Source organism: Polaribacter glomeratus (genome assembly GCF_002954665.1).
GTDB lineage: Bacteria > Bacteroidota > Bacteroidia > Flavobacteriales > Flavobacteriaceae > Polaribacter > Polaribacter glomeratus.
In genome coordinates this window covers 782,311-795,704 of sequence record NZ_MSCM01000002.1, presented here as the reverse complement: position 1 = coordinate 795,704, position 13,394 = coordinate 782,311, and the positions used below count along the sequence as shown (strand labels likewise).

Below are 13,394 nucleotides of genomic sequence, written 5' to 3'. Positions count from 1 at the left end.
CATGTTTGAAAAGAAGAAGAAATCATACACAGTAAACGAAATTAAACGCAAAATAGAGAACTATTGTGTGTATCAAGATCGATGTCATAAAGAGGTTGAGCAAAAAATTCGCGATTTTCAATTAATTCCCGAAGCTAGAGAACTCATTCTTTTAAGTTTGATGAAAGACGACTTTTTAAACGAAGAACGTTTTTCTAAAAGTTATGCTAGAGGTAAATTCAGAATTAAAAGCTGGGGAAAACCACGAATCGTTAGAGAGTTAAAATTTAGAGATATTTCTGCCTATAATATAAAAACGGCACTTAAAGAAATTGATGAAGAATCGTATTTAGAAACTATTTACAGAATTACAGAAAAAAGAAACGAGGTAATTTCTGAGCCCAATATTTACAAAAGAAAGAAAAAGCTGATTGATTTTTTAATGCGAAAAGGTTTTGAAACTGATTTGATTTATAAAACCGTAAACGAGGTGGTTTCTTAGTGTTTTACTAAAATGAACTTCGGTTGATTAACAACAAATATTAAAAATAGTACAGTAATAAAATTACTGCTGCGCTTCCTTTAAGAAATTTTTATTGAGTGTTTTTCTATCATTCAATACCTTTTTGATTGATTTTCTTGAAACACTGTCAATTTTTGTAGAATCTAATCCTATAAAAGCAATATCTAAATCTATTTCGTCTTCAAAACGTTCTTTTAATAAAATGGAATTTATTTTAGAATTAATCGCAGAAAAGGCATTCATAATTTTATCTGTTTGTGTAGTAACTTCTTCTGCTTTAATAGCTGGTATAAAAGTCATATCTGCCAAACGTAAGGTTTCATTTTGCAAAATGTCTATGCGGGTGTTAAAAGATGCGCTTTCAAATAATATTGGTTTTATGCTGTCTTTTAAAGATTGCACTAATCCTTTTAGCTCTAGCGCATTGCCTAAAATTTCGTTCGGAGAAACTTTTTTAAACCTCGATAAAAAATTATCAACTGCTTTTAATTCTTTCCAAGTTTCTATCTGTTTCAAAAAAACTAGATCTACTTTTTCTTTAATAGTATAGTTTTTAACCGCGCTTAAAAGAGGTTTTAATTCTTGTTTTTGCAACACCTCTACTTTCTTCTTATTACAAGAAAGAAAGACAATAAAAGCCAAAAAGAATAAACTATTTTTCAAATTTTAAAAATTGATCTGTAAAAATAAGCATTTTTATATTTATGTTTTGTTAAAGTAAGTGAAACAATAAAATAATGTAAGTTGCAGTTCATTTTTACGTCTAAAATTTTACAATACATCTTATACCAATTATGAAAAACATCCTAGAAACGAGTTTAAAAAACAGCCTTTCTTATCAAGAATATTTAGACCTCGTTAAAAATCTATTAGCCGAAAATAAATCTACAGGTCCAAATCAATCCGAAGATTTAACAAATTATAGTTTGTTAAACTCAACAAGAATGAAGCGACTAGACAAAACCATTAAAATTACTGATGAAACTTCTGCACAAATTCAGAAGATTAATGAACCTACAACTTGGTTGGTACTTACCGAAGGTTGGTGTGGTGATGCGGCTCAAAATTTGCCTGTTATCAATAAAATGGCAGCTTTAAATAATAACATTACATTAAAACTAGTTTTACGCGATGAAAATCTAGATTTAATGGATTTGTTTTTAACAAACGGCGGAAGAGCAATTCCTAAATTAATTGCTTTAGATAAAGATAATAATGTAATCGATACTTGGGGACCAAGACCAGCTGTAGCTACAAAACTGGTTACTGATTACAAAGCCAAACACGGAGCCTTAGATGCTCAATTAAAAGAAGATTTACAAGTTTGGTACAACAAAGATAAAGGGATAAGCACACAAGAAGATTTTATAAAATTATTGCAAAAAAACTAAAAAAAACACCTCTTTAACTTTTAAAGGATACTTTTTAAAAACTGCAAATTTGAAACATAAGTTTGCGGTTTTTCTTTCTGTATCTTTGCAATATAAAATGTAAGTTATGTTTGTAGATTATAGTACACTACCAGAAGACGCTAAGGTTTGGGTTTATCCTTCTAGCAGAAAATTTTATCCAACAGAAATAGAAGAAATTGAGCAAAAAGTTAAAACCTTTGTAGAAAATTGGAAGGCTGATGACGAAAACTTCAAAGCTTCTTATCAATTTTTACATAATAGATTTATCATATTTGTGGCAGATGTTTCAGAAACTACCATAACAAATGCCGATATTGATGCTTCGGTTTCCTTTATTTTAGAACTACAAGAAACCTACAAAGTTGAACTTTTAGACAAAATGAATGCTTGTTTTAAACAAGGTGAATTTGTGCAGTATAAAGAACTAAAAGACTTTAAAAAGTTAGTTAAAAATAAGGCTGTAACAGGAAAAACAATCATTTTTGACAATTTAATAAACAACAAAGAAGATCTAGAAAATTTTTGGGAAATTAGCATAGAAAATAGCTGGTATAATAGATTTTTATAAAACTGTATGCTGCAAGTAAACAACGTTACTTTTGGGTATTCTAAAAAGAAAATTGTTTTAAACAATTTTAACTTCACTTTAAATGAAGGAGAACACCTTTGCGTAATGGGCGAAAGCGGTTGCGGAAAATCTACACTTTTAAAAGCCATTTATGGTTTAGTAAATTTAAAAAAAGGTGAAATTTACTGGAAAGAAATAAGGGTTTTAGGCCCTAAATTTCATTTAGTTCCAGGAATGGATTTTTTTAAATATGTTGCTCAAGATTTCGATTTAATGCCGTACACTTCCGTTTCTGAAAACATTAAGAAATTCTTGTCGCGGTTTTATCCTGAAGAAAGTGAACAACGTACGCAAGAATTATTAGAAGTTATCGAAATGAAACCTTTTGCAAACACAAAAGTTAAAAATTTAAGCGGCGGGCAAAAACAACGTGTTGCTATTGCTAGAGCTTTGGCAAATGAACCTGAACTGTTATTGCTAGATGAGCCTTTTAGTCAAATAGACAACTTTAAAAAGAACTCTTTAAGAAGAAATTTATTTACCTATTTAAAAGAAAAAAATATAGCTTGTATTGTTGCTACGCATGATAAAAATGATGCACTGTCTTTTGCGGATCATTTAATAGTACTCAGAAATAACAAAATTTTAATAAACGACACACCAAGTAAAATTTACCACAATCCAATAGAAAAGTATGTTGCTGCTTTGTTTGATGATATAAATGAAATTACTATTGACGGGAAAATTGTTTTATTATATCCTCATCAGATAAAAATAGTAGAACATTCTAACTTGTCTGCAGTAGTTCTTGAAACCTATTTTAAGGGTTCTTTTTGGTTGATTGAGGCCGAATTTAAAAATCAAAAAATATTTTTTAATAACTCTGCAGCATTGCAAAAAAGAGCAGCTATTGCACTTTCTTTTACAGAATCTCTCTAATTTTTATTTCTTTTCCATTAAAAGAAAGCGCTTTATTTTCATTGCTTCCTAAAAGGATTTTTCCGATTGGAGAAGATACCGAGATCGCAAAAAAATCATTTTCATCAACTGTTAGTTTACCTGCAGAAATACTTAAAAAATAATTGGTTGTATCTGTAAAAATAATGCTTCCTAAATGAGCAATTTTCGAGGTTTTAGTAGTGTTTATTTTTGATAAAATTTCTTTCATTTCTTGAATTCCGGCAAATTGCTGACTCGCTTTTTCCATTTCTAACTGCAACATTGCTCTTCCTGTTTCGTGCTTATCTCCAGCAGAACTCTTAGCTTCAGATTCCAACGCATTTTGATTTGATGAAATAATTTCATCAACCGTTTGTGCTCGTTTATTTACAAACGCTTCACATTGTTTAAAAAGTTCTTGTTTGATATTCATTAGGTATTTAAAAAAGCAAATCCACCATAATTTCCATGATGAGAAGTTGAAACAGAAATTGGTAATTTTTTTTCTTGCTGATATAAAAACGGAACTCCGAATTCGTTTTTTTGAACCACAACATCATCAGAAAAATAAGACAACATTTGCTGATTTGTAGCTTTGGTTTTAGAAACTTTTTCTTCTATAAAAAACGAGTCTGAAACCATTTTACTGTTTTTATTTTTAAAAGCAAAACTCTGAATGTAATATTCTGATATTGAAAATTTTATGTAATATAAATAATTTTCTATTTCTACAATTCCTTCTGATTTAGAAAGTATTTTACAACTAAATTTTTTAGGTGCGAAAAAACGTTTTTGAAACTCTTGTACATAACATTTATAAGCGGCTTCTTTCATGCTCCAAAACAACCAAACTTGCAAAAACGGATTTTCTGAATTTAAAATACTTTTTTGTTCATCAGCTGTAAATTGTTTTTCTAGAAACCCTTTTCTTTGCCAATTACTTTGGGTTTTTGCCAACTCTAAATCAACAATATCATTCCCAATCATTATGCAGATAATTTTTCTTCAATAATTTGCATCGCCGCTTTTACAGAAAGCATTTTCTCCATAGAATCGTTGTCAATTTCTATGTTAAACTCATCTTCTACATCTAAAATAACATCTACTAAATTGGCGGAATTTATTTTTAAATCATTAATAAAATCGGTTTCTTCTGTTAAGTTTTTAAAAGCTTCCTCATCTTGAATGTATGGTTTTACAATCGCTTTTAATTTTATAATTAATTCTTCTTTTGTCATTTTATTGAATATATTTTTTAAAGATAACACATGCATTTACATCACCAAAACCAAAACTTGCTTTTGCTACAATATTTATATTTTTTTCAATCATTTTAGTCGGAATTTTATCCGAAGAAATCAATGCTGTTATTTCTGGATGAATGTCTTCACAGTTGATATTCGGAAAAATAAACTGTTCTTTAATTTGCAACACAGAAGCTACGGATTCTATCGCGCCAGCTGCAGCCAAACAATGCCCAACCATAGATTTTAAAGAGTTTATGTAAGGAAAATTAGTACCTTTTCTCTGTAAAGCATTCGACCAGTTTTCTATTTCTAAACCGTCTTTTGATGTGGCGGTTAAATGGCCATTTAGTACATCAATTTCTGATGCTTTAATTTTTGAATCTAGCAACGCATCCGAAATGCATTTCTGAACTGCTTCTGGGTTCGGAGCGGTTAATGTTCCGCTATTTCTTTGTCCGCCAGAATTGATATTTCCTCCTAAAACCTCTGCATAAATGGTTGCGTTTCTTGCTAAAGCACTTTCTAAAGATTCTAAAACCAAGGCTCCTGCTCCGCTTCCTGGCACAAAGCCTGATGCCGTTTCACTCATCGGTCTAGACCCTTTTTCTGGAGTTTCGTTATGTTTGTAAGTCATCACTCGCATCGCATCAAAACCTCCCCAAGTATATAAACTACTATCGCTAGAACTGCCTACTAACATTCGTTTTGCTTTCCCGTTTTTAATGCGTTCAAAACCTAATAAAAGCGCTTCTGTACCCGTTGTACACGCAGATGAATTTGTAGTAACTTGATTCCCAAAACCTAAAATTCCGCCTAAATATGCAGAAATTCCACTTGCCATCGTTTGCACCACAGAAGTACTTCCTAAGCGTCTTACTTTTTGTTCGTCAATCAAATAAATAGACTCTCTAAATTTCTCGATTCCGGATGTTCCTGTTCCGAAAATTAAACCTGAGTCGTAGTCTAAATTTGAGTTTTCATCCACCAAAAAACCAGCATCTTTCCAAGCGTCAATTGCTGCCATGCAACCATATAAAATAGACGTACTGTTAAACCCTCTAAGTTGCAAAGGCGTTAAATATGCTAATTTTTTTTCTTCTGAAACTTCCGGAATTCCGCCAATACAACAAGAGAAACCTTTGTCTTGTAATTCTTGATGAAAAGTAATTCCTGATGTTCCTGTTTTTATGGCTTTTGTAAACGCTTCAAGTCCGACTCCATTTGGTGCTACAACCCCTAAACCTGTAATTACAACTCTGTTTTTCATTTATGCTGAATTTATTTCAGTAACTTTTTCTTATTTTTGATAAGGATTACACGGATTTTTACGAATCTGAAATGCACTAATTTTTCTATAAATTAAATCTACTTTGCGATCATCATTCCAGAAATAGTTCCTCTGCAAACCAATTCGTCTTTTGTATTGTACATTTTTACGGCACACTTTAATTTGTTAAATCTAAAATATTCTTTTTCTGAAACAACTCTTACTTTTTCATTCGGATACACAGGTAAAAAGAAATCAATTTGATTTGAGGTTAAGGCTATTTGCGGTTTTTTTTCTGATAAAATATCCTCTTTTAACAAATAAATCCCAAGGCAAACTAACCCTATTTGCGCCATCGTTTCCGTTAAAATTACACCCGGCGTTATCGGATTTTCTTTAAAATGGCCTTTGTAAAAAAACTCGCTTTCACTAAATGTATAGGTTCCTGAAACGCCATTTTCTGACACTTCTAAAAGTTCATCCACAAACAAAAAAGGCTTGCTATAAGGTAAATATTGTATGATGTTTTTTTTATCCATTTCTAATTTAAACTTTCGCCGCCATCAACTTTAATAATCGTTCCGGTAATCCACGCAGCTTCGTCTTTACTTAATAAATAAACCACGTTTGCAACATCATCCGGAGTTGTTAATTTACCAAACGGATTTCTTTTTAACGTATGATTTTTGATGCTTTCACTATCTGGAATCATATTCAAAGATGCAGTATTTGTAACGCCAGCCTGAATGCAATTGGCTCTAATTCCGAAAGGCGCAAACTCTAAAGCAATGTTTCTAGAAATAGCTTCTAAAGTAACTTTTGCCGCAGAAACTGCTGCATAATTTTTCCAAGGTTTTGTATTTCCTTCACTTGTAAAACTAATAATTCTAGCATCATCCGCAAATAGTTTATGATCAAAAATTGCTTGAAACCAATCATACAAACTAATTGCCATTGCATTAATTGTTATTTGAAAATCGTCGTTTTGTAATACTCCCTTCGTCAAGCTTAGGGTTTCATTTTCAGAAACCATTGGTTTTAAATTGCCTTTTGCAATAGAATGCACCAAGGTTTTCACTTTGCCTTTTGATCCTAATTTCTCTTTTATTTCTGATAAAACACATTCTCTTTTTTCTGAATTCAAAGCGTCTACATTAAAAGAAATAAATGCTATATTTTCTTTTCTAATTTCATCAAAATTTTTTTCATTTTCTTGAATTTGAGCTCTCGAATTTCTGTGAACAACACAAATGTTCATGCCGTGCTTAGCCAACTTTTTTGCTGTTGCCAAACCTAATCCACTAGAACCTCCTAAAATAATTGCCCACTCATTTTTATCTTGAAACTCTCTCATTTTTTATGTATTTCACTTCGAAAAACTCAGTGTAACAGTAAAGTTTACTTCTGAAATTACCACTCTAACAAAATTCTTTGTGCAGAAAAACCTGGACCAAAACTAAGCATTAATCCGCGTTCTCCTTTTGCAGGATTTCGATCCATAAAACGTTCTAAAACATATAAAACGGTTGCGCTAGACATGTTACCGTACAATCTTAAAACCTCTTTTGTATCGTCTATATTTTTACCTAAAACTCCAAATAAAGCTTCTACAGTTTGCACAATTTTTTTTCCTCCGGGATGAAATATCAAGTGATTAACGTCTTCAATCGTTAAGTTATTTCGTTCTAAAAACGGATGTACAATTGCCGGAAAATGATCTGAAATTTTCTGCGGAACTTCCTTATCCAAAATCATTTGTAAACCAGAATTTACCAAATTAAAACCCATCATATGCGTTGCATCATAAAAATGATACATGGCTTCGTCTATTATTACAGGTCCTTTATCATCTTCATAAGAAGACAAAATTACTGCGGATGCACCATCACCAAAAATAGCGGCGCTTACAATATTTGCCATCGAATAATCTTCTAATTGAAACGTTGCTGTTGGCGCTTCTACCGCAACTACTGCTGCTCTTTTATTTGGATTTGATTTTAAAAAATTCTTAGCGTAAATAATGCCCGAAACTCCTGCTGCACAGCCCATTTCTGTAACTGGCAAACGCACAATATCTTGCTTCATTCCCAAAGAATTTATCAAATAGGCATCCATAGAAGGAATCATAATTCCTGTACAACTTACGGTAATAATGTAATCTAAATCTGTGGCTTTTAAGTTGGCTTTTTCTAAGGATTTTTTTAAAGATTGTTCTGCCAATTGTACCACTTCTCTTGCATAAATATTGTTTTTATCTTCAAAAGAAGTCGCTGTAAAAACCTCTTCAGGATCCATAATTGAGTAACGCCTGTCTACACCAGCGCCTTCAAAAAGCTTCGTTACTTTTCGTTGAAAACGAGTGTCTTGATCTTGCATCCATAGTTGTACAAACGGAATGATATCTTTTGTTTCTCGGTAATATTTTGGGAGTTGCTTTGCAACCGATGTTATTTTTACTTTCATATTTTGTTATTACACAGAGAATCACAAAGCTTTTTCGCAGCGATTCTCGGAGTTTTATTTTATATCTTTTTTTGACACGGCTTTCTCGGATTTTCTCTGATTACAGAAGCCTAAATTCCTCTAATTTATTTCAACTTTGAATTTGAAACTTAAACCTTTGAACTTTTTAAAATCCATAAATATCGAAATGCCCATTTCCAAGAAATAGTAGGTTTTACATTTATTTTTTCTGACAGTTCAATTAAATCGGTTCTTTTAAATCCTCTTAAAACAGAAGTTAATCCGTCTTCGATAATCATTTTATTACTTATAAAAATAGATAATAACATAAATAAATAATACGCTAATTTATGTCTGTGTAAATCGTTTACAACAATTCCTATTTTAGTTTGTTTTAAAGTAGTACCTAAAAAGGAAACCAATTCTGGCTCTTTAAAATGGTGTAAAAATAAAGTCGCTAAAACTACATCAACCTTTCTTTTTTTAAATTCATCAGAAAAAATATCTTGGGTTTCAAAACTCAATTCTGGATATTCTATAGACAATTCATTTGCATATTCAATCGCAGTCGGGTTTGCATCAATACCAATTAACTTAAATTGATAGCCATTTTTTCTGCCAAACTTAGCAACATCTCGCAAAATATCTCCGTGACCACAGCCGATATCTATAATTGTAATTTCTTGCGATTTTGAGCTGTTTTTTAAAATTGTTATTAATCCGTTTACGGTTACTTTATTTCCTCCTAACCAACGATTTATATTTTCTAATTTATCTAAAGTATCTCTTAATAAATCGCCGCCTATAGAAAAATCGTCCATCAATTCTTCTTTGTCAGTTCTGTTTTTTGTGCTGATAAAAAACTCCATTATAATTTCATCGGTTTACCGTGCGTTTGTTTAATAATCATCGGAATTAAAAAAGGAACTCGTCTTAAAATTTGTAATAATATGTTGGCAATTGTATCTTTTCTAAATAACATTGCTATAAAATGCCCTGCTTTTAAACGCCATTTAAACTGTTGATTCCACTGTCTAAGATACTGCTTTTCGAGCTCACTTCTTGATGAAATAACACCTTCGTAATAATTTAGAATCAATTTAGATGCTATTTGTGCAGATTGAATTGCCATACTCATTCCGTTGCCACAAAGCGGATGAATCATACCCGCAGAATCGCCACACATCATCATGTGGTTTTCAATTGGTTTTTTTGTTTCAAAAGAAATCTGACTAATAGAAAGTGGTTTGTCAAATATTGGATTTGTATTTTGGAAAATTTCTTTTAAAAATTGATTTTTAAACACAACATTTTCCTGAAAATCATCAATATTTTTATACTTTTTAAAAGCTGAATAATTCGTAATATAACACAAATTAATAGCATTATTTTCTACTTTAGAAACACCGCAATATCCTCCTTTAAAATTATGAAGCGCCACTAAGTCTTGCTGAAAATCTCCTTTTACATGAATTTTTACGCCTAAATAAGGGGATTTTTTTTGAATAAAGTCACGATCCATTTTTACATCTAACAAAGAACGTTTTCCAAAAGCGCCAATCGCAATTTTTGATTTAAAGACATTGTTTTCTTTTGTTTCAACATGAAAAACATCCTCTAAAAAATCAACATTTACAACGGAATCTTGCAAAATTTTTACGCCATTTTTGATTGCTTTTTTTGATAATTCTAAATCTAACGTATAACGAGAAATCCCAAATCCGCCCAAAGGTAACTTGGCTGAAACTAGCTTATTTTTTGTAGTTGAAAGTTGAAAATTATCAATTTTTACAGCGCCAAAATCAAAAGGATTGATCTCTAAAAACCTCAAATATGGCAACACTTCATTCGAAATATATTCACCACAAACTTTGTGTTTTGGATATTCATTTTTCTCAATTAATAAAACTTTTTTACCAAATTTAGACAAATGAATGGCATTGCACAAACCTGCTAAACCGCCTCCAATTATAATAACATCAGCAAAAAAGTTGCTATTTAGTTGATTTTTAGTTTCAATAATTTTCTCCATTTATTTTAATAATTCTGCCAATTCTTTACCAACCAAACTGCCAATTGCAATTCCCATTCCGCCTAAACGCACTCCGCAAAAAACATTTTCCGAAACTTGTTTTACAATTGCTTTTTTCTGATTTCCAACACCCATAATTCCGCTCCATCTGTGTTCAATTTCAAAATTGGTGTTTGGTAAAATAGTTTCTTTTACTATTTTTTCTAATTCATTTTGAATGATTGCTGTCTCACCAAATTCGGTAGTTTCTTCGGTTTTAAAATCGAGATTTCTTCCGCCTCCAAAGAGAATTCTATCATCAATATTTCTGAAATAATAGTAGCCTTTATCCAAATGAAAAGTTCCTTTTATGTGTAAGTTTTTAATAGGTTTGGTAATCAAAACTTGCGCTCTTGCTGGCTGCACATTTTCTTGTAAAAGCTGCGAAGCAAAACCATTTGTTGCGATAAATAGTTTAGTGGTTGTAAAATTTATTTTATCGGTTTTTACTTCAATCTTGTTTCCTGCCTCAGTAAAACCGTCCACAGAAATAGTATTTACTATTTTAACACCTAATTTTTGGACTTTCAATAACAGTTCTGCTGCCATTTTACCCGTATCAATCTGACCTTCAAAATTATTTACAATGTATTGCTGATGTACTTTTTGAAAACTAAAAGCATTATCGGAAACAGAAAAAACGTCTGCTTTAAAAATAGGTTTTAACAACTGATTAATTTCCTCTTTTTGAGAGATACATTCCTCAAAAAAAGCTTGATCTTTGCACAATTCAAAGCCTTTATTTTGCTGAAAATCGATGTTCTTATCTCCTAAATTTGCACGCAATAATTGTACTCCTTTCCAGCGCTGATCTACCAAATTAAAAACCTCTTCTTCTGTGTGAGAATTTAAATCGTCAATAATTTCTGACAAACTTCCAAAACAAGCAAAACCTGCATTTTTTGTACTTGCGCCTTGTGGTAACATTCCTTTTTCAAGAATTAAAATTTTTGCTTTTGGATGCTTTGTTTTTAGCACTAAAGCGCAATTTAAACCTACAATTCCGCTACCAACAATTGTAAAATCGATGTTGGTAAACCATTCTTTTAATTCCCAATAACTGTAATTCATTTATATCTTTTTTTGAAAACAAATACTGTTTTCCATTTCTTTGTATTGGCCGTAATTTGGCATCACATTATAGTTGCATTTCTGATAAAACTTTACAGCTTCAAGTTGTCTTTTTCCCGTTTCTAAAACGCAATTTTTATAGCCTAATTCTTTTGCCCAAATTTCTAGTTCTTGCAATACTTTTTGTGCAAACCCTTGGTTTCTAAAATCCGAAGAAACAAACATTCTCTTTACTTCCGCAGCATTTTTCAATTGTGCTGAACTTGTTTCAGCATCAAACTTTTTAATTGCTCCGCAACCAACAGCTTTGTTATCAGCATAAACTACAACCACGTTTTTAATGACGTCAATATTATTAAACTGATTGTAAAAAGCGTGTTCATCGCCATCCGTAATTTTTAAATACGCATCTAAATGCTGAATCAGAATAACGAAATCTTGGTTTTCTGAATTTGTTCTTAGTATTTCTGTTTTCATTTTTATATAGGTTTCGACTACGCTCAACCAAACATTTAAACCATTTTTCTGTAAAATACAAAAAGACACTGCGCGTTAAAACTCAAACTGTAATTGCACCCAAACTGGTTCCTTTTTTTCTGTGTTTAAATTTCCGAAAGAAATCCCTAATAAACGTACAGAATTTTTTAATTTTTCTTGAAATAGCAATTCTTTTACCACCGGGAAAAACTCGCGTTTCGTTTGCATAAAAACTGCTTTTGTTTTGCTTCTGGTTTGCTGCGTAAAATCTGAATATTTAATTTTTAGCGTAATCGTTTTTCCTTTCGTGTCAGATTTTTTCATGCGTCTTTCTAATTCATCAGCAATTTTCTCTAATTTATCAATCATAAAAATTTCTGAAGAAATGTTTTCATTAAACGTTCTTTCTGCAGCAATAGACTTCTGAATTCTATTCGGTTTTACTTTGCTATTATGAATTCCTCTAACAATATTATAATAATTTGTTCCTGCTTTTCCGAAGAATTTAACTAGCTCTTCTAAAGATTTCTTCTTTAAATCATTTCCTACAAAAATACCTAAATTATACATTTTTGCGGCAGTAACTTTACCAACTCCGTAAAATTTATTGACGGGTAATTCTTCTAAAAACAGAATTACTTCATTTGGATGCACTGTTTTTTGTCCGTTTGGTTTGTTAATATCCGAAGCTACTTTTGCTATAAATTTGTTGATAGAAATTCCTGCGGATGCTCTTAAACCAATTTCATCAAAAATTCGTTGTCTAATTTCTCTGGCAATATCATTTGCAGACGGATTCCCTTTTTTATTTTCTGTAACATCTAAATACGCCTCATCCAAAGAAAGAGGTTCTACCAAATCTGTATACTCGTAAAAAATGGCTCTAATTTTTGCTGATATTTCTTTGTAACGCGCAAAATCGGTTTTTACAAAAATTAAATGCGGACATTTTTGTTTGGCTAAGTTGCTGCTCATTGCAGATTTTACACCAAATTTACGCGCTTCATAACTGGCTGCAGAAATAACACCTCTTAATTCGTTTCCGCCAACAGCAATGGCTTTTCCTCTTAATTCAGGATTGTCTAATTGCGCTACAGATGCATAAAAGGCATCCATATCTACATGAATTATTTTGCGAAAAGGAGGTTGCAATTCCATCTCCCGAAATTACAAAATGAGACCCAAATTTTACATATTTTTAAAAGTTTTGTGATTCTTTTAAATGTATTATAAATCGAATCAATTCTAAAAATATTTATACCTAAGAATTCTATGCATCAAAAAATTATGTATATTTGAATTTTAAGAAATGTACTTACGAAGTGTTTTTTAATTCAATTGATTAAAAATGACTTCTCAATATAATTTCGACGAAAA

17 protein-coding genes are annotated in these 13,394 nt (G+C 31.3%); 4 read left to right on the top strand and 13 right to left on the bottom strand.

What is annotated here, in order from left to right; all coding sequences use genetic code 11:
• Nucleotide 1: 1 nt before the first annotated feature.
• Nucleotides 2-481 carry a regulatory protein RecX gene (locus tag BTO16_RS13575; protein WP_105022206.1) on the top strand — a complete coding sequence of 160 codons (480 nt, stop codon included), beginning with the start codon at nucleotides 2-4 and terminating at the stop codon, nucleotides 479-481.
• 63 nt (nucleotides 482-544) lie between these two features.
• Here BTO16_RS13575 and BTO16_RS13570 read toward each other — a convergent pair whose 3' ends face one another.
• Entirely contained in the window at nucleotides 545-1,165 is a 621-nt protein-coding gene (locus BTO16_RS13570) for a hypothetical protein (protein WP_105022205.1), read from the bottom strand.
• Nucleotides 1,166-1,296: 131 nt separating this feature from the next.
• On the opposite strand from BTO16_RS13570, the gene BTO16_RS13565 reads away from it, so the two are divergent.
• The 3 genes from BTO16_RS13565 to BTO16_RS13555 all read left to right on the top strand — a co-directional run bounded on the left by BTO16_RS13565 (nucleotide 1,297) and on the right by BTO16_RS13555 (nucleotide 3,421).
• Nucleotides 1,297-1,893 carry a thioredoxin family protein gene (locus BTO16_RS13565; RefSeq protein ID WP_105022204.1) on the top strand — a complete coding sequence of 199 codons (597 nt, stop codon included), beginning with the start codon at nucleotides 1,297-1,299 and terminating at the stop codon, nucleotides 1,891-1,893.
• Nucleotides 1,894-1,999: 106 nt separating this feature from the next.
• Nucleotides 2,000-2,482 carry an ABC transporter ATPase gene (locus tag BTO16_RS13560; RefSeq protein WP_105022203.1) on the top strand — a complete coding sequence of 161 codons (483 nt, stop codon included), beginning with the start codon at nucleotides 2,000-2,002 and terminating at the stop codon, nucleotides 2,480-2,482.
• A 6-nt stretch (nucleotides 2,483-2,488) separates the two neighbouring features.
• On the top strand, nucleotides 2,489-3,421 hold the full coding sequence (locus BTO16_RS13555) for an ABC transporter ATP-binding protein (RefSeq protein ID WP_105022202.1): 933 nt from the start codon (nucleotides 2,489-2,491) through the stop codon (nucleotides 3,419-3,421).
• Here the strand turns inward: BTO16_RS13555 and BTO16_RS13550 are convergent.
• From BTO16_RS13550 to dinB, 12 genes are all read right to left on the bottom strand, one after another.
• The gene (locus tag BTO16_RS13550; RefSeq protein WP_105022201.1) at nucleotides 3,405-3,854 is read right to left on the bottom strand and encodes a 3-oxoacyl-ACP synthase; all 450 of its coding nucleotides are present in this window, start codon (nucleotides 3,852-3,854) and stop codon (nucleotides 3,405-3,407) included. The two genes, BTO16_RS13555 and BTO16_RS13550, sit on opposite strands and share 17 nt — an antisense overlap.
• Nucleotides 3,854-4,408, bottom strand: a complete 555-nt coding sequence (locus BTO16_RS13545) for a 4'-phosphopantetheinyl transferase family protein (protein ID WP_105022200.1) — start codon at nucleotides 4,406-4,408, stop codon at nucleotides 3,854-3,856. Before BTO16_RS13545 ends, BTO16_RS13550 begins: the two co-directional genes overlap by 1 nt.
• Nucleotides 4,408-4,659: an acyl carrier protein gene (locus BTO16_RS13540; protein ID WP_105022918.1), complete on the bottom strand. Its 252-nt coding sequence runs from the start codon at nucleotides 4,657-4,659 to the stop codon at nucleotides 4,408-4,410. The genes BTO16_RS13545 and BTO16_RS13540 overlap by 1 nt, the downstream gene beginning before the upstream one ends.
• 1 nt (nucleotide 4,660) lies before the next feature.
• Complete coding sequence (locus BTO16_RS13535) at nucleotides 4,661-5,935, bottom strand: beta-ketoacyl-[acyl-carrier-protein] synthase family protein (RefSeq protein ID WP_105022199.1); 1,275 nt, start codon at nucleotides 5,933-5,935, stop codon at nucleotides 4,661-4,663.
• Between the two features lie 98 nt (nucleotides 5,936-6,033).
• Complete coding sequence (locus BTO16_RS13530) at nucleotides 6,034-6,474, bottom strand: 3-hydroxyacyl-ACP dehydratase FabZ family protein (RefSeq protein ID WP_105022198.1); 441 nt, start codon at nucleotides 6,472-6,474, stop codon at nucleotides 6,034-6,036.
• A 2-nt stretch (nucleotides 6,475-6,476) separates the two neighbouring features.
• Complete coding sequence (locus tag BTO16_RS13525; RefSeq protein WP_105022197.1) at nucleotides 6,477-7,289, bottom strand: SDR family oxidoreductase; 813 nt, start codon at nucleotides 7,287-7,289, stop codon at nucleotides 6,477-6,479.
• A 56-nt stretch (nucleotides 7,290-7,345) separates the two neighbouring features.
• On the bottom strand, nucleotides 7,346-8,398 hold the full coding sequence (locus tag BTO16_RS13520) for a type III polyketide synthase (protein ID WP_105022196.1): 1,053 nt from the start codon (nucleotides 8,396-8,398) through the stop codon (nucleotides 7,346-7,348).
• A gap of 149 nt (nucleotides 8,399-8,547) precedes the next feature.
• Nucleotides 8,548-9,267: a methyltransferase domain-containing protein gene (locus tag BTO16_RS13515; RefSeq protein ID WP_105022195.1), complete on the bottom strand. Its 720-nt coding sequence runs from the start codon at nucleotides 9,265-9,267 to the stop codon at nucleotides 8,548-8,550.
• On the bottom strand, nucleotides 9,267-10,430 hold the full coding sequence (locus tag BTO16_RS13510) for an NAD(P)/FAD-dependent oxidoreductase (RefSeq protein ID WP_105022194.1): 1,164 nt from the start codon (nucleotides 10,428-10,430) through the stop codon (nucleotides 9,267-9,269). Before BTO16_RS13510 ends, BTO16_RS13515 begins: the two co-directional genes overlap by 1 nt.
• Entirely contained in the window at nucleotides 10,431-11,540 is a 1,110-nt protein-coding gene (locus BTO16_RS13505; protein ID WP_105022193.1) for an NAD(P)/FAD-dependent oxidoreductase, read from the bottom strand.
• Complete coding sequence (locus BTO16_RS13500; RefSeq protein ID WP_105022917.1) at nucleotides 11,541-12,017, bottom strand: GNAT family N-acetyltransferase; 477 nt, start codon at nucleotides 12,015-12,017, stop codon at nucleotides 11,541-11,543.
• Between the two features lie 75 nt (nucleotides 12,018-12,092).
• A complete protein-coding gene (gene dinB, locus BTO16_RS13495) occupies nucleotides 12,093-13,175 on the bottom strand; it encodes a DNA polymerase IV (RefSeq protein WP_105022192.1) in 1,083 nt (360 codons plus the stop codon).
• Between the last annotated feature and the right edge of the window lie 219 nt (nucleotides 13,176-13,394).

What these genes read in the sequence shown, in the direction of transcription:
- BTO16_RS13575 (WP_105022206.1), top strand. Translation starts at nt 2, where the DNA reads ATGTTTGAAAAGAAGAAGAAATCATACACAGTAAACGAAATTAAACGC.
- BTO16_RS13565 (WP_105022204.1), top strand. Translation starts at nt 1,297, where the DNA reads ATGAAAAACATCCTAGAAACGAGTTTAAAAAACAGCCTTTCTTATCAA.
- BTO16_RS13560 (WP_105022203.1), top strand. Translation starts at nt 2,000, where the DNA reads ATGTTTGTAGATTATAGTACACTACCAGAAGACGCTAAGGTTTGGGTT.
- BTO16_RS13555 (WP_105022202.1), top strand. Translation starts at nt 2,489, where the DNA reads ATGCTGCAAGTAAACAACGTTACTTTTGGGTATTCTAAAAAGAAAATT.
- BTO16_RS13550 (WP_105022201.1), bottom strand. Translation starts at nt 3,854, where the DNA reads ATGAATATCAAACAAGAACTTTTTAAACAATGTGAAGCGTTTGTAAAT.
- BTO16_RS13545 (WP_105022200.1), bottom strand. Translation starts at nt 4,408, where the DNA reads ATGATTGGGAATGATATTGTTGATTTAGAGTTGGCAAAAACCCAAAGT.
- BTO16_RS13540 (WP_105022918.1), bottom strand. Translation starts at nt 4,659, where the DNA reads ATGACAAAAGAAGAATTAATTATAAAATTAAAAGCGATTGTAAAACCA.
- BTO16_RS13535 (WP_105022199.1), bottom strand. Translation starts at nt 5,935, where the DNA reads ATGAAAAACAGAGTTGTAATTACAGGTTTAGGGGTTGTAGCACCAAAT.
- BTO16_RS13530 (WP_105022198.1), bottom strand. Translation starts at nt 6,474, where the DNA reads ATGGATAAAAAAAACATCATACAATATTTACCTTATAGCAAGCCTTTT.
- BTO16_RS13525 (WP_105022197.1), bottom strand. Translation starts at nt 7,289, where the DNA reads ATGAGAGAGTTTCAAGATAAAAATGAGTGGGCAATTATTTTAGGAGGT.
- BTO16_RS13520 (WP_105022196.1), bottom strand. Translation starts at nt 8,398, where the DNA reads ATGAAAGTAAAAATAACATCGGTTGCAAAGCAACTCCCAAAATATTAC.
- BTO16_RS13515 (WP_105022195.1), bottom strand. Translation starts at nt 9,267, where the DNA reads ATGGAGTTTTTTATCAGCACAAAAAACAGAACTGACAAAGAAGAATTG.
- BTO16_RS13510 (WP_105022194.1), bottom strand. Translation starts at nt 10,430, where the DNA reads ATGGAGAAAATTATTGAAACTAAAAATCAACTAAATAGCAACTTTTTT.
- BTO16_RS13505 (WP_105022193.1), bottom strand. Translation starts at nt 11,540, where the DNA reads ATGAATTACAGTTATTGGGAATTAAAAGAATGGTTTACCAACATCGAT.
- BTO16_RS13500 (WP_105022917.1), bottom strand. Translation starts at nt 12,017, where the DNA reads ATGAAAACAGAAATACTAAGAACAAATTCAGAAAACCAAGATTTCGTT.
- dinB (WP_105022192.1), bottom strand. Translation starts at nt 13,175, where the DNA reads ATGGAATTGCAACCTCCTTTTCGCAAAATAATTCATGTAGATATGGAT.